Here is a 19,001-nt window from a genome sequence, read left to right on the forward strand (position 1 = left end):
CGGCAATACGCTAATGATCAAGCTTGGCTACTCCCTCCAGCAGCATCAGACCGCTGAGCTGTACACTGAGCTGTAACGGCAACCCGGGAACCTGCTCCCAAGAGGGTCCGCACAGGCCCAGCGTCCGGTCCAGCCCTTGCCCCCATAGCGTCCGGGCATTGGCCCATATGACTTCACGGACCCGGTCATTTCCGGGGAAATGCTGCTCCAGCTGTACCAGATAGCGGATCAGAATTCCCTTGAACAATCCGGTGTCGTCAATCCCTTCATCCGGCAGCAGCAGCGATTCAGAATGGCATAAGCGGTCTATGCAGGCCTCAGCGGTCCGGCGGGCATCTGCGGCATAGCCGGAATCGCCGGTGACACGGCAGAGCTCTATCCCCGCCCCCACGAACACGCCCTGACAGTAAGTGAATTCCCAGTCGTAATCTATCTGCCCATCCCCCTGCCGGTTCATTCCATCCCATACGAATCCGGTGTCCGGGTCCACCAGATTGGCCTGGTTCCAGCGGTAAATCCGGATCGCCCAGTTCAAATCCTCCTCCTGTCCACGCAGCGAGTATAGGCGGGCGGCCAGAATAGCGGCCGGGGCATTCGCTGGAGTGTTCTTATAATCCAGCTGATCCTTTTTCCAGGCCATGCCGCCCCCGCAGTGCTCATTCCAGGCCGTCTGAATATCCGCCCATAATTCAAGTACAGCATTCAGGTATTCCGCTTCGCCGGTAGCCTGATACGCCCGCAGCAGCGCAAGGGCGGTCCATTCCATGTCATCATAATAATTATGCTTGAACGTCCCGCCGTTATAGGCGTGCAAGCTGCGGCTCAGACTGCGGATGCGTTCGGCATACCTGGAATCCCGTGTCCGTTCGTAAGCATCGGTCAGAACATCAATGACATGAGCCTGCCACCAGTAGTAGAAATTGTCGCCTGCCCTGCTGTATTCTCGCGGATACCATTGGTTCATAATTCCGCTGTCCACATTATAGTAGTGCCGCCAGAGAGAGTCTTGAAGCCAGTCCGCACGTTCTGCCCAGTTCTCTGCTAATGATGTCCCGTTAGAATGATCCATAAGCCCACCTCCTCCTATTTTAAAATGAGGGTTGAGCCCTCGGCTGCCCCGTCCCTGCAAGCACAGCCATCCGCTCCAGCAGCTTGATGCCGCTGAGCTGGGTGCTCAATTGCACAGTGTCCGAAGGTGCCTTTGTCCAATCGGGTCCGAACAGCACCCGGTCTGCCGGCTTCCCCTGGTGCCACAGCAGCTCTGCGTTACTGCGCAGGAAGGCCTCGACAGCTCCGTCTGTCTGATCGGCCTGTGCCAGTTCTGCCGCATAGCGGACCAGAATGCCCTTGAAGAGACCGGCATCGCCGCCGCCCTCATCCGGGAGCATGCCGGAATTCTGGCCAGCGAGCTCCTTGACCGCTGCGCCGAACGTGCGCCGGGCCTCCTCCAGATAGTCACAGCTCCCAGTAACCCGGTACAGCTCGATAGCCGCACCGATATAAACACCCTGATTGTACGTATATTTCCAATCCTTATCGATCCTGCCGTCACCGGTACGGTTCATTCCATCCCAGACGAAGCCCGTCTCCGGGTCCACCAGATGGGACTGCTGCCAGTTATACAGCGTATGTGCCCACTCCAGGTCCTGTGGATCTCCAAAGGCCTGATACAGGCGGGCGGCAAGGATAGCAGCCGGTGCATTAGCGGGGGTGTTCTTGTAATCCAGCTGCGATTTCTGCCAGGCGATACCGCCCCCTGAATGGCTGTTCCAGCCGGTTCTGATATCCGTCCAGAGGATAAGAACCGTCTCTTTGTAGAGCTCATCTCCGGTTGCCTGATATGCGCGAAGCCAGGCCAAGGCCATCCACTCCATGTCGTCGTACAACTCATTGGGCCACAAGCCGCCATTACGGCGGAGCAATCCCGCATGTAGAGCGGACAGTCGTTCGCGGTACTTAGCAGCCCCAGTCCGCAGCAAGCCGTCCACCAGCACATCCACGGCATGGGCCATCCACCAATAATGAAAGACAGTATTACATGAGCCTTCCGGACAAGGTGTCTCAATGTCATACATTCCGATATCTTCGTTCCAGAAGCATTCATCCAGCGCTTCCTGCGCCGAGTCTGCCCGTTCCGTCCATTGTTCAAGCTCTATTTGCTTCATATGGTGTCTCTCTCCCCGTAAATGATTTGCCATCGACAGCTGACTTAGCCTTTGATGCCGCTGAAGGCAATCCCCTGTACAAAATAACGCTGCAGCGCCAGGAACAACACCAGTATCGGCAGAATCGCCACCAGCGCTCCGGCCATCATCGGCCCGTAGTCCGTCTGGAAATTATAAGAAAAAGCCTGCAGCCCCATCTGAATCGTTGCCTTGTCCGGATCATTCAGCACAATCATCGGCCACAGGAAGCTGTTCCAACCGGCCTGGAAGGTGAAGATGCTCAAGGTCGCCAGCGCCGGGCGGGTAAGCGGCAGATAAATCCGCCAGAAAATTTTAAATTCCCCGCAGCCCTCAATCCGGGCCATCTCCAGCATGTCAGTGGGGAGCGTAAGAAAAAATTGCCGCATAAAGAATACAGCGAAGCTCCCGGAAGCGCCGGGAAGAATAATGCCCCAGAAGGAGTTCATCAGTCCATTGCCGCCTCCGCCAAAAAGATCATTACCCCCGGCAAACGGAATATGGCGCATCACATACACTGTCGGGATCATGGTCACAATGCCGGGAATCATCATTGCCGCCAGCAGTACGCGGAACACCGGCTTGTTCAGCCTGAATCTTAGCTTCGCAAAGGCATAGCCGCTAAGAGATCCGAAAAACAGGTTAGCCAGGACGCCCGACACCGCCAGCACGAGCGAATTCCAGAAGAATAAAGCGAATGGCACCGTTGAAAAGGCTTTGCGGTAATGCTCAAAGGTCAGATGCTTCGGAAACCACTGAATCGGCATTGCAAAAATCTCATCATCCGGCTTGAGTGAGGTTAGCAAACTCCAGTAGAATGGCAGAAACATAACAACCGCTATAAGGATACATACAATATAGAAAATGAGCTTGTAGAGGCCCTGCTTCAAGGCCGAACCGCCAGTAACACCCATCCTGCAAACCTCCTTTTCCTGGACAAGCTGCTCTAAATGATCGATTCCTCCGCTTTGGAGACCCGCATATTAATCAGCGAGAAAATAAGAATGGCTACAGCAAGCACAAAGGCCTGCGCCGAGGCATAGCCCATCTGCAGCTGATTGAAGCCCTGCTGATAGATTAGGTAGACCGGAGTCTTCGTCACATTGGCCGGACCGCCCTGCGTCAGCACAAAGGCCTGGTCGAACAGCTGCAATGCGCCGATAATCGCCATCGTACTGACCAGGAAGGTCGTAGGCCGCAGCTGCGGCCAAGTGATGTAGCGGAAGCTGGCCCATTTGTTCGCCCCGTCCAGCCGTGCCGATTCATAGAGATAATCCGGGACCCCCTGCAGACCGGCCAGATAAATAATCATATTGGAGCCGACGGATTGCCAGAGGGTGAGCATGACAATGGACAGCATCGCCGTGCTTGTCTCGGACAGCCAGGCAGGACCGGTAATGCCCACATAAGACAACAAGCCGTTCACCAGACCGAATTCCGGATGCAGCAGCCAGATCCATACGGTTGCCGCCGCTACAGCCGAGGTCAGCGTGGGCAGATAATAGAAGGTGCGGAACAGCTTGACGCCCCGCCACGCCCTGCTCAGCAGCATGGACAGCAGGAGGGAAATGATAATATTCAGCGGAACAAAAATAATCGAGTAGAAGAACACATTCTTGAATGTCTTCCACAGCAGACTGTCTTCAATCAGGCGGCGGTAGTTGTCCAGGCCGACCCAGTCATTCTGGCTTAGTACATCATAGTTGGTGAAGCTTAAATACAGGGCCATCACTACAGGTATAACTGTAAACACAGTGAACAGCAGCACCGTAGGCGTAATGAATACATAAGCCGTCCGGGCTTCGTGCCGTTCCACTTTTCTCATGGAAGCCATACAACTCCCCCTCTCATCCTCCGGCAAGGCTCCATGGCAGCAGGGAGGCACCGCCTCCCCGCGGCATCAGGCTGGTTACTTAACAACCGCGTTATCCTTCAGCATCTTGTCGCCTTGTTCCTGAGCCTTTTTCAGCGTGTCTTCAATGCTCTGCTTGTTCTGCTGGTTCAGCTGAAGATTAGGCGCAAGCGCATCGGTCTCCATCACGGAATAGCCGGGATGAGTCGGGCGGATTTTGGCAAATTCCAGCGTATCCAGAAACGGCTTCCACTGCGGGTCATCCTGGAAAAACGGATCTTCCATCGAAGGCTTGAAGCCCGGAAGATTCAGACTGGTCTTGGCCCACATCAAGGCATTATCCTTGTTCGCGGTCCACCATTTAATGAATTCCCATGCCTCATCATGATGCTTGGAGCCCTCCGGAATCACGAGTCCGAAGCCGCCCATCACACTGCCCTTGTCGCCGTTCGGCCCGGCAGGAGGCGGTACAATGCCATAGTCGAGATCTTTACCGTATTTGTTATAGGTACTGAGCATCCAGGGCCCAGAATAGAGCATGGCAACCTTGCCTGTAACGAAGGCATCCTGCCCTTCGCCAAGCCCCAGCTCAAAGCCAACCTTATACACCTTGTCTTTGTTCATCAGGCGGTCCCAGAATTCAAGCACCTGCTTGCCTTGCTCATTATTGAAATTGGTTTTGCCGTCCTCTGTAAGCATCTGGCCGCCCGCCTGCTGGAGATACATATTGAACAGGCCAAGATCGCCCATGGAGAAACCTGCCACCTCCAGCTTGTCGCCGTTCCACTTGGTCAGCTTGGCGGCAGCCTGCTCCAGCTCATCCCAGGTAGCCGGAGGCTGAAGCCCCGCTTCGTCCAGCAGCTTCTTATTGTAGAATAAGGCCCGGGCATCAACGGTCAGCGGAAGCCCGTATAACTTATTGTCATGGGAGAGCTCAGTCAATGACTCGCTGTAGAAATCATCCTTGGAAATGCCGTCACGTGTTAAGTACTCATCCACCGGATGCAGCACGTTCTTGGGAGCATACAGCGAGGTCCGCCAGCGGTCCCAGAACAGCACATCGGGAGCACCGCCATTCGTAGCCGCCGTCAGGAATTTGGTGATCATATCCTGCTGCAGCACATATTTCACATGAATCTTGTCTTGTGATTTGTTGAAGGCATCCACCATGGTCTCGAACTGCTTCTGGCCTTCACCGCCCCAGTCGCCCCAGAACGTAAGCTCCGTCTTCTTCCCGCTGCTGCCGCTTCCGTCTTTGCCGTCATTTGCAGGGCTTTCTTTTCCCGAATTGCCGCTGCAGCCAGCCGCCAAGGCAGCGACCATCATCACCGAAAGTGCCGTAACCCATCCTTTTTTCATTGCTTCATCCCCTTAATTTGTATTTGTCTGTTATAGGAGCCAACGCTGCTCAGCCTCGCTTCACCTCAATTCCGCAGCGCATAAGCAGCAGCTCGCAGAACATCATATTGGCCCAGGAGAACCAGGGTCTGGTATACCTCTGCGGATCATCCGCATGAAAAGCCTCATGCATGAATCCGGTCCCGGCATCCGTCTGTTCCAGCAGCTCAAGCAGAGCCTCCTGCTCCTCCCTCTTCCCGGAGGTCATTCCCTGAACCGCCAAGGCGATAGGCCATATATAATGCGGAGGGGTATGCGGACTTCCAATACCCGCTGCGGCTTTGCCTTCATAGAAATAAGGATTGGTCCGGCTTAAAATAAGCTTGCGGGTGTTGAGATACACCGGATCATCTGCAGGCGCATAGCCAAGGTAAGGAATGGACAGCAGGCTGGGCACATTGGCGTCATCCATAAGGTTCACCCCTCCCAGGCCATCGGTCTCATAGGCGTATACCGGGCCATATTCAGGGTGCTGTACAATGCCATACCGCTTGATCCCCCCGTTAATCTGCTCAGCCAAATCTTCCGCTGCCTGTGCAAGCTCCGGGTTGCCAAGCACATCAGATGCGATTTCGCTAACGTACCGCAGGACCACGACGGCGAACATATTGGCAGGAACCAGGTAACCGTATTCGCAGGCATCATCACTTGGGCGGAAGCCTGACCAGGTCATTCCGGTATAGGCGGTCAATGAGCCTTTACCCCCGCGGACAAGGGTATCGGTCGGTGCGCAGTTCATGCGTTCAAAAACATAATCGGAACCGCTCTCATGATTCTGCTCCCTGATCCACAGCTTAATAATCTGCCACACTCCGGCTTCAAACGCTGAATTGAACTGCGTGACCCGCCCGGTGTTTTTCCATAGCAGATAGCTAAGCTGAATGGGATAGCAGAGGGAATCGATTTCGTATTTCCGTTCCCAAATCCATGGATTCATCATTGTCTTGTCTTCCTGGTGACCCCGTCCATCCGCTTCCCGGTTGAACGCATTTGCATAGGGATCAAGGGCAATATAGGCGAATTGCTGTGCGATAAGCCCTTCAATCATGCCGGCCATCTCTTCATCTTCGGAGGCGGGGATGAGGAAGGGGCGGACTTGTGCGGTGGAATCCCGCAGCCACATGGCCGGGATATCACCGGTAATGACAAAGGTGGTTCCATCCGGATTGCGCTTGATCGTTGTGTTCCAGGTGTTGAGCATACACTGTTCAAACATATCTGCCAGGTGCGGATGGCTGGGCAGTTTTTGACGTACACGGCCAGCCAGCTCCTGCAGGGAATCAGGTGTTTCCTTCATCGCTTTCAATCGGAATGACCTCCTCTGTAATGAATGAAGCGCTTTCACAAATGAGTATATTGGCATGTAAATGATATGTCAATATGTATTTTTAGATAATAATATATTAATATATGAAATACACTGATATTGACTAGACTAGGCTAACTTGCAAGCTTAAGCTTCAGGCCGGAAACAGATCACTTTGGACACAGCAAAAAAACCCATCCGGCGGAATGGGTTTTCGGATTATAACAGCTAGTTGTTACGGACAGGACCGGTCGAATTCCCGGGCACCAGTTCAGCTTCCAGCATCACCTTATTGGGGACGGCTTGCCCGTTCATAATACTGAGCACATTCTCCAGGGCCATCCGGCCCATCTCCTCTTCATTCTGCCGCATATGGGTGAAGGCATACCCGCCTCCCAGATGTGTCGGCGGACTGTCGAAGCAGATAATGGAGATATCCTCAGGTATGCGCAGCCCCAGACGTTCCACCGCCGTCTTCGCGAGCAGCGCAATATTGTATTCAATGGCAAATAACGCCGTTACGGACGGATGGCTCTGCAGATGGGTGACCAGCCGCGAGATGTCCCGCTCAATATTATCCGCATGAAAAAACTTCGGCAGCGTCGATGTTAAATCACTGACCCACAGTTCCTTATCAACCACGACTCCCCGCTGGGCATGAGCCTGAATGAAGCCCTCAATCCGGTCCTCCACCGCAGTGGTATCCACGGGAGGCGGAGACAGAAACGAAATATGCGTATGCCCGAGGTCAAATAAATACTCCGTCGCTTCAAGAGCTGCCTGCAGATTATCGGTGCTGATGGAGGCCGCAGCTACTCCCTTTAAATGTCTGTCTACCAGCACGAGCGGGAAACGTCCGATGACCAGCTTCAGAATTCCCGCATTGAAATACTCGCCCTGGGCCGGGAAAATAATCAGACCGTCCACACCCAGATTCAGCAGCTTCTGGACCGCCTGCTCTTCATTCTCCGGAACACCGAAGGTTCTGCGCAGCACCAGAAAGCAGTCATTGTCGCGTGAAGCCTGCTCCATCCCGTAAATCAGCCCTGTCCCGTAGCTGTTGCCAAAGTCGGTGATAATCAGGCCGATTGTTTTCTCATTGGCACGAATATTCTTCGCAGCCGGGGCTGTAAGGCTCATCCCCGGGTCAGGCTGCTTAGCGGAACCATCGGCCACGAACGAGCCGCGGCCGGGCTTACGGACGATCAGCCGTTCGGCGGCAAGCATCTCAAGTGCTTTTTTGCTGGTGATGCGGCTGACACTATAGGTCTCGGCCAGCTCTTTCTCGGAAGGAACCCGCTCTCCGGGTTTATAAGCCTCCGTAAGGATGCTCTCCTTCACTTCATCAAAGATCTTCTCATACATCGGCTTGGAAGAGGTTGATTCAGCCATAACGTTCCTGGTCCCCTGACGTTCATTTTTCGGTATCATACATAATAATATATCATGATATATTGTAATTGTCGATCCGGGTCACCAGAACTTGTCTACCAATAACGCCGCCACTCTCCAAGCACCCGCATCAAGGCCTCACAGTAGAAGTAATCCCCCCAGAGGGTGCATTCATCAATCCCCCAGCCCCGTGGTTTGTTATAGACACCATGCAGCAGAATTCCGTTGGAATGGGGATGCTCCTTCGTTGTGTACCGTTCAGCGAGTATAACCAGCATCTCCAGGGCAGCCTCCCTGTATCCGGCTGCACCCTGATCTTCATCGGGTAATTGCCGGCACAGCTCCAGCAGCCCGCAGACGGCAATCGCGGCGGCTGAGCTGTCTTTTTCCTGACGGTCACCATCCGTAAATATCAGATCCCAATAGACAATGCCGTCTGCCGGAAGTTTGGACAGGAAATAGTCGGCCAGCTGCCTGGAGGCGTCAAGCAGCGATGAATCGCCCGTATGCGCGTAGGCAAGCGCGAAGCCGTATATGCCCCAGGCCTGCCCTCTTGCCCAGCAGGAATCATCAGCATACCCCTGATGAGTGTTGCCGTACAGCGGCTTGCCCGTTTCCGCGTCCATATAATAGGTGTGATAGGAGGTATGGTCTGGACGGACCAGATACCGGGCTGATTGCCGGGCGTGTCGGTGGGCTATGGATGCCAGGGCGCTGTCCCCGGTCTCTTCAGCAGCCCAGTGGAGCAGCGGAAGATTCAGCAGGCAGTCGATAATCATCCGGCCGCGCTGCGCCGGGTCATTCAGATCTCCCCATGCCTGAATGATTCCAGCCTCGGGAAAGTAACGGTCCGCCAGCAGTCCGGCCGCTTCCAGCGCCATCTCCCGCGCCGCCGGATTGCCGGTAATCCGGTGAGCAGCAACCGCCGAGAGGCTGTACAGAAACCCCAGATCATGCGTATCCACCGCGATCCGCTCCTCCACCCGCCGCCGGAAGCTGTCCAGCTGCTCTTCTGCCGCTTCCCGGTACCTGCTGTCTCCGGTCCATTCATACGCCAGCCAGACCATGCCGGTCCAGAAGCTGGCCGTCCAGTCCGTATTCTCTATCGCGGGATAGACCAGATCTTGGCTGGCGGACGCCGGGAACAGCTCCGTAAATACGGGCAGATTCTGCTCAATTTTACCTACCGCAAACTTCAGGGCCTGTTCGAAGAACAGACGCTCATCCGCCTTAAGTTCACGCAGTACTTTATGCATGGCCTTCCAGCCTCCTTTTTAAGCGGAGTGTAAGTCCGATTGTCTGCCGGCCGCCGGTCAGATTGAATCTGAGGAAGGCAAGCTTATCCTTAATCAGCTTAACTTCAGCACCGTCTGAACATGCGCTGACTTCATAGCCCGCCAGATCATCCCAGTACACTAACCCGAACGGAACAGCGCTGATGCTCCCAATCTCATATTCAAGCTCAATCACCGTATCTGTCTTCAGATACTTCGTCACGAATACCGGCGGAACAGCTTCTGTGAAATCATCGTTCATGTTCAGCTTGCCGATATAATTGCGCAGCAGACGGGGCCTGCATTCTCCCTCCACGAAGGACAGCTGGCACTCTTTATCATAGTATAGAAAGGTTTCCGGCCAAGGGCCGAAACCCACTCCGCCCAGAGTCATGGTGTATTCGTTAACCTCCGGCCGTACCGGATAATCATGGGTCAGCATATAGGACGGTGCCGTGTATTCATTCTGCTCTTTATACAGGCGTACAGCATGAGGTAAAGTCGTTAAGGTAATAGGATAGCTGGTAATATAGTTGAAAAAGAGATCCAGCATCCCAGCACATTCCTCGACATGGGAAGCCGGGAATACAGTGAACCGGTCTGTGAACTCCATCTCATGGCCTTCCTGCTGCTGGAGGAAAAACACCTGCCCGTTATGATCTGTATTGAACAAATATTCATCGAACAGATGCTTCCAGTAGTCGATATTCTCTCCCGTACACAGACCGGCGCGCAGCACATCGTTGGGGTCCGTGGAATAGATGACCGGGCTGCCGGTATGGTAGGTGGAGTGCAGGTCCCGGGCGGTCCATTCACAGGCCACCACCTGGCCCCGGCCGGGATGCGGCACCTTGAAGCTTCCGCTGTCCACATACCAGGACCCCCAGGGAATGCCCTTATGGGTGATGCCATCCCACCAGAACTGCTCATAGCAATACCCCCACATGCCTTCAAAATCCAGTTCCTCCAGCACTTCAATCACTTCATTGTATATCTTCCCCCTTGCGGCCACCTTGGTGGCGGCCCATGGGAATGCCTCCTGCAACAGCGACCAATCTTCTTCCAGCCGCCGCTTCAGCACCTCCTTGGAGGAGCCAGCCTCCTCTTCGAAAAAGGGGCATTGCAGGATGACCTCATCGCCGTAGGCCGCATGCCATTCCCCGATCCGTTCCCGCAGGACCGGAATCGAGCCCCGGTTGACGATCCAGGTTACGGGAATCGCATATTTATGCGCAAGCTCCGCAGTCCGCTCAATCCCGTCAAGGGCGACACCCTTGCCCCAGTCTGCATCATAATGGGCAGCGTAGCTGACGAAGGTATAAATAAGTCGTTCCGGTTTCAACACAATCCCTCCAGATATTCATAGTTTGTTCCTGCCGGACCCTGCCCGGCGCGGCTTCTCCGCCGCTGCCCTAGTTATCTTCATACTCTCCCGGAAACCGGAGGGTTACGGCGGTAAGCTTGTAGGGCTCGCTCTCCAGCTCCATTACGGCTTTGTCCCCATAGTGCAGGCGCAGCCGGGTGTAGACATTCCGCAGAGCGTAGCCGCCATGCTCCTGCCCGGTTGCTGAGACAAGTCCGGCTTCTACCCGCTCCTTGTCGAAGCCTTCCCCGTTGTCCTCCACCTTACAGACGATGAAGGTCCCTTCCCGGTACACGCGGATGATGATCCGTCCGGTATGGCCTTCACTCCTGAATCCGTGGAGAATCGAGTTCTCCACCAGGGGCTGGAGCAGGATTTTTAGCAGCGGCTGCTCGTCCAGCCCCTCCTCCACCGTAATCTCATAGGTGAACAGCTCCTCGTAGCACTGCTGCTGTAGGCTTAAGTAACGGGTGACATGATCTACTTCCTTGGCTACGGTTGTCAGATCATGGCCGTTATTAAGCCCAAGCCGGAACAGCTGGGACAGGGAGACAATCATCTCCTTCACATCCTCCTGCTTGCGGGATTCCGATTTCCAGAGAATCGTATTTAAGGTGTTGTAGAGAAAATGAGGATCAATCTGCGCCTGTAGCGCCTTGACCTCAGAGACGCGCTTCTGCTTCTCCGCCTCGGTGACGTTCTGGATGAGCTGCTCAATTTTGACCAGCATGATGTTGAAACGTTCGCCCACCTGTGCCACCTCATCCTTGTAATCGCTGGAGAAGCGCACGGAGAGATCATTGTCACCGGCTCTGGACATCAGACGCTGCAGCCGGTAGAGAGGGCGGATCAGCAGGCCGGTCATCCACTTCGACAGAATCAGTGCCAGCGGAATGAGCGCGAGAACGATTATAAGTGTGGCCCACCACATGTAACGGATATCCTTCAGCAGCACAGCCTTGGGCTGGAAGTAGAAGATCATCCAATTATCGGGAAAGGTCACCTTGGCCCAATTGACCAGATATTCCTTCCCTTCGAACCTGTATTCAAAATGATTGCGCCCTGTGTTAACCTCGCTCTGGAAGGCCGCTTCCCGCATGGGGGCCACGAAGCGTGAATGCTCATCCATCACCGGATTACCTCCTGCGTCAATGACTGCAATGCTTCCGCTGTCGCCGACCACATTCGTCTCGGCATATTCCTTGATGGCAGACTCCCGCACATTGACGACCACCTGCACATCGGTTCCCCGATAGGCCGAGATCGGCTCAATCAGCAGGCTGAGTACACGGCCGCTGTTCTCGAACAGCCCGTCACGGTGGGCCGGAACCCAGAGCGGCAGCGTCTTCTCCTGCATAATCCGGCTTAGCGGAGTGTCCGCGAAATCCAGATTCGTCCGCTTCGCCCCGGTGACAGAATAGAATTCACTAATGGGCGTGGACACAAGCACCGAATCAATGGATGGCTCGATTAGCTGCATCTGGACCAGGGGCACCTGCAGCGCGTTGTTCAGCGCGAAATAAGAATAGTAGCTGGCCTCTGTTCCCGGCGAGGCGCGGAGAATATCCTCGAAGGGCGGACTCATCATAAAGGTCAGGACCGACAGCCGGACCTTGCGCAGCTTCTCCTCCAGCGCCTGGGCCGATTTGCCGATCATCATCTGGCTGAGCTCTGCCGTCTTGCGCTCCAGAAGCCGCGAAGCCAAGTATTGCGAGGAGACGCCTGTAACCCATATCGCCAGAATCACGATGGACACAATGCCGATCCAGAGCCTGGTTTTGAAGGTGGAATTGTGCAGGAATGTCCGCAAAATCGGCTTTCTCATCCGTTGCCCTGTCTGGGCCCATAGGCCGCCCGGAATTCCGTGGGCGTCATGCCAGTCGTTTTCTTAAAGACATCGCTGAAATAGGAGCGCTCCTCATAGCCGAGGCTTTCGGCAATTTCGGCGATGGGCCGGTCACCGGCCAACTGCAGCTTAGCCTGCTCCATCTTCTCCTGGATGACGAAAGCGCCGACAGAGAGCCCGGTCACCTTCTTGAACAGGTTGGAGAAATAGCTGGTGCTCAGGTGAACATGGGCAGCATAGTCGCCGACCAGCAGATTGAGATGTAGATGCTCACGAATGAAGCGGATAGCCGCCTGAATCGCCTCTTGGGCGCTGAATTGCAGCCGGGACTGGACCTGCGCACAGCTCAGCTTGCACAGCTGCTTCAGCGATTCGCGCAGATCGCTCAGCACCGCGCGGGGCGAGGTCAATACCTTCATTAGCTCGGTCAGCTCCGGACTCCCGGCCAGTTCAGGCACCGCATTGCGGATCAGAGCGGCAAGCTCTACACAGAGCGCCTTCGCACTGTCCGGCGAAGGCAGGGCTTCTGTCTTCCCGGCAGTTTCCAGCAGCATCAGCAGCAACTTCTCGGCCTGCCCGGCATTACCGGAGCGCAGCGCATAGACCAGTTCCTTCTCCAGATCGGCATCAGGACGCGGAAGCACCTCGGGGCGCTGCGTGATATGCTCCCAGAAGAATACACTGTTGCCGCCGGTATAGAAGGTGTAGGTTAGTGCCTCTACCGCCTGCTGATAGGCAACGGGAAGCTCATCCAGCTCCTGAACCGTCCGGCTTACGCCTGCCGATACCGTGCATTTGGAGTAACGCTCGGCGTTCTCCCGGCATTCCTCGGCGATTCCCAGTGCGCTGGCCCCGTCCCCTGTGTTGACAATGAGCACGAAGCGGTGAACCGATTCGCGGAACAGCGTTCCCTTAGCCACCCGGAGCACAGTCTCCTCTACGATGTTCTGCACGGCAAACCGCAGCAGCTCCGCATCATTAACCGGAATCTCCTCGCTTTTCTGTACGAAATGGTCAATCTCCAGCACCACGACGGCGAGCGGAGAGGACTGCATATCCATCTGCAGAAATTCCCAGCGCCTGCGCAGCGTCTCCGGTTGGGCCGAGAAGCGGACTAGCAGGCTGAGGTATTCCTGGCGCAATAACGGCATGCTCTCCCGCAGCTTCTGCTGCATGTCGCTCAGCTCCTCGCTGTGCTGCCGCTCTCTCTCCAGCTCCTCCGCAGCCTTCTTCACCACTTCGGCCAGCTGACTCGGCGTGAAGGGCTTGAGGATATAATCGAAGGCGCCCAGACGAAGCGCTTCCTGCGCATGATCGAAATCGGAATAGCCGCTGATGAAGATAAATTTGGCCTGCGGGAGCTGCGGCCGCAGCTCCCGCATCATCTCAATGCCGCTCAGTCTGGGCATACGGATATCCGTCACAATGATATCGGGCAGCTTCTTCTTCACGAGCGCCAGACCTCCCTCGCCGCTGGATGCCGTGCCCACGATGTCTATCCCCAGTTCGCTCCAGTCCATATCCCGGGAGATCCCGTTCACGACAGCGCGGATATCATCAATTACGACCATGGTATATGTCCGCTTGATCATAGGTGCCTCCTCCTTCAAAAGCCTCCTCCGGCCGGAGGAGGCGGAACTGATTATTGTTGTTCCAGATAACGCGCGTAAGCCGTATTATAGATTTCCAGTACTTCATCCAGCTTCAGCTGCTTCAGCTGCTGAACGAATGCGTCATAGCTGCCCTCCACTGCCTCTCCGCCCATGAACCACTTCTGCGAAGTTTCCATCACATAGGTTTCGATCGGCGGGAACAGCTCCTTAATCTTCTTGTCCTCGTCCAGGGTGAAGTTCAGCTGCGGCACCTGGTACTCCGGGGCGAAGTAGTTATTGTCCACATACATTTTCACGCCTTCCAGAGCGATCTTATTCGTCCATTGCTCTTCGTAGGCGAAATCCTGATGTCCGCCGATCGTCAACTGGGCACCGGTGGTCTTGATCAGATAATCGACTACAGCAGGCTCATTCAATACCTTCTCGGTGAATACCGGCTTGCCGTCCACCACCGTGTACGTTTCGCCTTCGATTCCAAAGTTATGCAGACGGCGTCCCTCTTCAGTCCACCAGAAGTCCATATAACGCAGTACAGCCGCCGGGTCCTTGGCATTCGCTGAAATCGCCCAGCCGGCATCGTTGCCCAGCGGATTGCGCTTGGTTACTTCAAATACCTTGCCGGAGATGCTGGCCGGAGGTGCGATAGGACGCAGCGAGAAATCCGGCAGAGTCGGCTGGAGCTTATTGTTGTAATTGGCGGTGCTGGCGAACCAGTCATGTACAGAACCCCCGGTATCATTCGCAAAGAGAATATCCCGTGCGGTATTGCCGCGGGTGAAGATCTCCTTATCAATCAGCCCTTCCTTGTACCACTTAGCTGTCTCGGTCGCAGCCGTCTTATACTCCGGCTCGTTCGGCCCGTATACGATCTTGCCGTCCTTCAGCTTGAAGGACAGCGAGGCATCCCACAGCGGAAACAGGGAAGCGAAGCCAGAAGTAGCATTGCGGGAGAAGAAAGGCACCTCGTCCTTCTTGCCGTTTCCGTTAGGGTCCTGTTCACGGAACGCCTTCAGCACCTCGTAGTACTCCTGAACCGTTGCCGGAGCCTTCAGCCCCAGCTTGTCGAGCCAATCCTGACGGATATACCAGCCCTCCTGGGCTTCCCCGTCAGACACGAACGGCACGACATAAATCTTGCCGTCTGAGGCAGTGATAGCACTCTTAACCGCCTTGTTCCCGTCCAGGAACGCCTTGAAGTTCGGAGCATTCTCGGCCAGCAGATCATCCAGCGGCACAAGCGCGCCCTGAACAGCGATATTATTAAGTCCGGACAGCTGGTAAGCCACAATATCAGGCAGTTCACCCGAAGCGAGCAGCAGATTCCACGCCTGGGCATCGTCGCCTCCGGTCGGAGCTACATTCTTCAGTGTGACGCCGGTAGCCTTGGCCGCTTCCTGAAAAATCGGCAAATCGCCGTTAATCTGAAGCGCCTGGCTATAATAATAGAAGTTAAGGTTTCGCGGTTCCACATTTGCTGCCGGTGTTGCGGCAGGTGAAGCAGAGGCGGCAGGCGAAACGCCTGAATTATTCGCTGACGGGGATGGGGCTGCCCCCTCGTTGCCGCCGCAGCCTGATACCAGGACGGCCATAAGCGCTGGTGCAAGCAGCAGGCTTTTCATCTTTTTCATGTACAATAATCCTCCCTTTTATCTAGTATATCTTATCCCTTTTCTATGCAAACAAGTACGCCTCCGGTCAAGGCTTCCCTGGCGGCACCGCTACTGGCTTCAGCCCTTGATGGAACCGATCATGACTCCGTGTACGAAATACTTCTGGATAAACGGATAGAAGAGCATCATCGGAAGAACGGCAACCACAATCGTGGCGTAGATGACCGTTTCTGCAATCAGATAGGAGCTGTCCGTGACCATCATGGAATCGCTCGGCTTCATCTGTACCACCAGACGGTTCAGCAGCACCTGCAGCGGCACCTTGTCCTCACTGCGCAGCAGCACCATGGCCCAGAAGTATCCGTTCCAGCGCCCTACCGCATAGAAGAGCGTAACTGTCGCCAAGGCAGCCTTGGACAAGGGCAGCATAATCCGCAGCAGAATGGTGGCCTCGCTCGCCCCGTCAATGCGGGCTGCCTCCTCCAGCTCTTCGGGAACAGACTGGAAGAAGGTGCGCAGGATAATAACATTAAAGGTCGAAATAGCGAAGCCGAAGATGATTGCACTCCGCGTATCGAGCATGTCCAGGCTGCGGAAGTTCATATAGATAGGGATAATGCCCGCATTGAAGACAAGCGTGAAGGATATCATCAGATTGATCGCCTTCCGGCCTTTGAGCCTGCGCTTAGACAAGCTGTATGCACCGCAGATCGTAAGTACCATACTGACCAGTGTACCTGCGACAGTATAAAATAGCGTATTGGCGTACCCGAGCCAAATGGTCGGCTCCCGGAAGACCGCCTTATAAGCGTCCAGTGTCGGCTCGACGGGGAACAGAATCACCCGGCCTGACACCACCGCATCCGGAGAACTGAAGGAAGCGGACAGCACATAGAGTACAGGGAACAGGACAATGATCATCAGAAGCGTCAGGAATACATAATTGAAGCGGTAAAAAATCTTTTCGCCGCGGCTTTCTGTCATGATTTCTTCACCTACCAGAGACCGTTGCCGGTGTATTTTTTGCTGAGCCGGTTAGAGATTACAATGAGGAGCAGGCCCACAACCGAGTTGAATAATCCGACTGCTGTAGCCATGTCGTAACGGCCGTTCAAGATCCCTTCCCTGTAGACATAGCTGTTAATGACGTCTGCCGTCTCGTAGGTTGCAGGCTGATAGAGCAGAATAATCGCCTCATAGCCGACCTCCAGCAGACTGCCGATCTTCAGAATCAGCATGATCATGATCGTAGGCAGAATTCCCGGCAGGGTCACATTTAGCATACGCTTCCATTTATTAGCTCCGTCTACCACCGCCGCCTCATACAGATCCGTATTGATGCCTGCCAGCGCTGCAATGTAGATAATGGCAGAGAAGCCCATTTCCTGCCAGATGCCCATCGAGACGAAGATGGTGCGGAAATACTCCGGCACGGCGAGGAAATAAATTTTCTCGAAGCCCAGCTGCTCCAGCAGAAGGTTAACAATCCCGTTGCCGGGTGCAAGCAGATTGGTTACGATGCCGCACACAACGACAACAGAGATAAAGTGGGGCAGGTAAGTAATGGTCTGCACCGTTTTTTTGAACATGGCGTTCTTCACATCATTAAGCAGCAATGCCAGCAGGATCGGTGCCGGAAATGCGAATAACAGGCTGTACAAGCTGATCAGCAGCGTGTTCTTCAGCACCCGCAGGAAGTAATCACTCTGCAGGAATGCTTCAAAGTGGCTGAAGCCTGCCCACGGACTGCCCGCGATGCCCTGAAAAACGCTGTAATCCTTGAAGGCAATCTGCAGCCCGTACATCGGCTTAAAGGCAAACAGGATATACCATAATACAAAAGGCACAAGGATCGCATACAGGAACCAGTCCCTGCGCAGTGTCTTCCCCAGGCCCCCGGTCTTGACCGGTATTGCCGGCAAGCCGTTCTGACTCTCCTTAATCCGAAGTTTCATCACTCTTCTCTTCCTTCCTTGGCTGCCTGCTCGGCCGCCGCTGTCGTAACTTTATTATAAGTAGCGGCACTGCAAGCCATAAGGCAAAATCCGATTGTGAGGGACGGTTATTCAACTGTAACCGGGTTCATCCGGATCTGCCCGAGTTATCCGAAGGCTGGTGTAAGCCACATTCTGCCCACAGCAAAAAACACCCGCTGCAGGAGACCCATCTCCAGTCTGCGGGTGTTCGGGTAATATCGTTTATCCCTGCCAGGATCAAGGGCAGGCTTAGAAGCTGCGGCTGTCCTGAACATGAATATAATTAACGCCTTGCGCAGTCAGTTTAGAGCCGCTTGTATTCGCGACGCGGACCGCCTTCTTACCTTTACCGCTGAGGGAGAAGCTGATGTTATTCGCCAGTTTGTTCTCCACAATCTGTTCGAGTGCACTGTGGAAGCCCCCGACCGTAACACCCTCCAGGTTCTCCAGTACCGGTTCTTTGCCCTCTTCAATCGTCTTGAGAATTTGATAAATTAACGACTTGCTTCCGTCCATCCTGATTCGCCTCCTGCATCTATTGTGAGCGTTTACACAACACTAGCCTTACATGCGAACTTTTCACTCTGTATATCTATTCTTTTATTCGACAACACAGACCTTTTACCTCTTATTGGAATCTAATCTTCAATAAAAAGTCTCATCTATATGTCCTCCGCTCATGCTGCTGACTCCGACTAGTCTGAACACTCCATTCACTTTGGCATAGGTATAGTTCTGACTGGGTTCATCCTTATAGCGTACCACCGCTTCATAATCGCCCGATTTCAAGCTATAGACTCCTCGGATCTCTTGAATATCTGCTGCAGGGTAAGCTCTGGTATGAATCAGGTATGCTTTGACCTCATTAGCGATGTGGCTTCTTTTATAAGGTAACCCGGTTAGCGACAGGTAGATCCCTCCTGCAACAACAACGAGTACCAGCAGAGCTATTATCGTCCCCCGGTTAGTAAGCCTCATGCGGATAACCTCCGTTCAAAGATAGGATTTTAGCTCAGAGTGAGAATAACATATTTTTACATGTTTCAATTCATTTTATCACACTGGTGAATGCCGGCAAACATACATTTCGGACTACTCATATACTCTTTCAGCTTGCGTCCGGTGAAATCAGTGAACTCCCACTCTTTTTGCCCTTGCTTCACTCTTAACGCAAAAAAGCACCCCTCA

Annotated in this window: 16 protein-coding genes; all 16 read right to left on the minus strand. The window is 54.4% G+C overall.

Annotation, left to right across the window (positions count from 1 at the left end):
- Nucleotides 1-10 precede the first annotated feature (10 nt).
- Nucleotides 11-1,069, minus strand: coding sequence for a glycoside hydrolase family 76 protein (locus MKY86_RS24035; protein WP_076079429.1), 1,059 nt, complete (start codon nucleotides 1,067-1,069; stop codon nucleotides 11-13).
- 19 nt (nucleotides 1,070-1,088) lie between these two features.
- Entirely contained in the window at nucleotides 1,089-2,165 is a 1,077-nt protein-coding gene (locus MKY86_RS24040) for a glycoside hydrolase family 76 protein (RefSeq protein ID WP_076079428.1), read from the minus strand.
- 44 nt (nucleotides 2,166-2,209) lie between these two features.
- The gene (locus MKY86_RS24045; protein ID WP_076079427.1) at nucleotides 2,210-3,097 is read right to left on the minus strand and encodes a carbohydrate ABC transporter permease; all 888 of its coding nucleotides are present in this window, start codon (nucleotides 3,095-3,097) and stop codon (nucleotides 2,210-2,212) included.
- 32 nt (nucleotides 3,098-3,129) lie between these two features.
- Nucleotides 3,130-4,017 (minus strand): carbohydrate ABC transporter permease, encoded by an 888-nt coding sequence (locus tag MKY86_RS24050; RefSeq protein WP_076079426.1) that lies wholly within the window; start codon nucleotides 4,015-4,017, stop codon nucleotides 3,130-3,132.
- A 75-nt stretch (nucleotides 4,018-4,092) separates the two neighbouring features.
- Nucleotides 4,093-5,394: an ABC transporter substrate-binding protein gene (locus MKY86_RS24055; protein WP_076079425.1), complete on the minus strand. Its 1,302-nt coding sequence runs from the start codon at nucleotides 5,392-5,394 to the stop codon at nucleotides 4,093-4,095.
- 49 nt (nucleotides 5,395-5,443) lie between these two features.
- The gene (locus MKY86_RS24060) at nucleotides 5,444-6,730 is read right to left on the minus strand and encodes a glycoside hydrolase family 125 protein (RefSeq protein WP_076079476.1); all 1,287 of its coding nucleotides are present in this window, start codon (nucleotides 6,728-6,730) and stop codon (nucleotides 5,444-5,446) included.
- A gap of 237 nt (nucleotides 6,731-6,967) precedes the next feature.
- Nucleotides 6,968-8,131: a GntR family transcriptional regulator gene (locus MKY86_RS24065; protein WP_076079424.1), complete on the minus strand. Its 1,164-nt coding sequence runs from the start codon at nucleotides 8,129-8,131 to the stop codon at nucleotides 6,968-6,970.
- A gap of 95 nt (nucleotides 8,132-8,226) precedes the next feature.
- The gene (locus MKY86_RS24070) at nucleotides 8,227-9,387 is read right to left on the minus strand and encodes a glycoside hydrolase family 88 protein (protein ID WP_076079423.1); all 1,161 of its coding nucleotides are present in this window, start codon (nucleotides 9,385-9,387) and stop codon (nucleotides 8,227-8,229) included.
- Nucleotides 9,380-10,747 (minus strand): hypothetical protein, encoded by a 1,368-nt coding sequence (locus MKY86_RS24075; protein ID WP_076079422.1) that lies wholly within the window; start codon nucleotides 10,745-10,747, stop codon nucleotides 9,380-9,382. The genes MKY86_RS24070 and MKY86_RS24075 overlap by 8 nt, the downstream gene beginning before the upstream one ends.
- A 70-nt stretch (nucleotides 10,748-10,817) precedes the next feature.
- Complete coding sequence (locus tag MKY86_RS24080; RefSeq protein ID WP_076079421.1) at nucleotides 10,818-12,593, minus strand: cache domain-containing sensor histidine kinase; 1,776 nt, start codon at nucleotides 12,591-12,593, stop codon at nucleotides 10,818-10,820.
- Nucleotides 12,590-14,206: a response regulator gene (locus MKY86_RS24085; protein ID WP_076079420.1), complete on the minus strand. Its 1,617-nt coding sequence runs from the start codon at nucleotides 14,204-14,206 to the stop codon at nucleotides 12,590-12,592. The genes MKY86_RS24080 and MKY86_RS24085 overlap by 4 nt, the downstream gene beginning before the upstream one ends.
- 50 nt (nucleotides 14,207-14,256) lie before the next feature.
- Entirely contained in the window at nucleotides 14,257-15,855 is a 1,599-nt protein-coding gene (locus MKY86_RS24090) for an extracellular solute-binding protein (RefSeq protein WP_083685115.1), read from the minus strand.
- Nucleotides 15,856-15,954: 99 nt separating this feature from the next.
- A complete protein-coding gene (locus MKY86_RS24095; protein WP_076079419.1) occupies nucleotides 15,955-16,821 on the minus strand; it encodes a carbohydrate ABC transporter permease in 867 nt (288 codons plus the stop codon).
- A gap of 11 nt (nucleotides 16,822-16,832) precedes the next feature.
- Nucleotides 16,833-17,792, minus strand: a complete 960-nt coding sequence (locus MKY86_RS24100) for an ABC transporter permease subunit (protein WP_083685112.1) — start codon at nucleotides 17,790-17,792, stop codon at nucleotides 16,833-16,835.
- 270 nt (nucleotides 17,793-18,062) lie between these two features.
- Nucleotides 18,063-18,329 carry a hypothetical protein gene (locus MKY86_RS24105; protein ID WP_076079418.1) on the minus strand — a complete coding sequence of 89 codons (267 nt, stop codon included), beginning with the start codon at nucleotides 18,327-18,329 and terminating at the stop codon, nucleotides 18,063-18,065.
- A 129-nt stretch (nucleotides 18,330-18,458) separates the two neighbouring features.
- Nucleotides 18,459-18,791 (minus strand): DUF3139 domain-containing protein, encoded by a 333-nt coding sequence (locus MKY86_RS24110; RefSeq protein ID WP_076079417.1) that lies wholly within the window; start codon nucleotides 18,789-18,791, stop codon nucleotides 18,459-18,461.
- Between the last annotated feature and the right edge of the window lie 210 nt (nucleotides 18,792-19,001).

Origin of the sequence: Paenibacillus sp. FSL R7-0333, from assembly GCF_038000365.1 — a bacterium.
GTDB lineage: Bacteria > Bacillota > Bacilli > Paenibacillales > Paenibacillaceae > Paenibacillus_AQ > Paenibacillus_AQ silagei.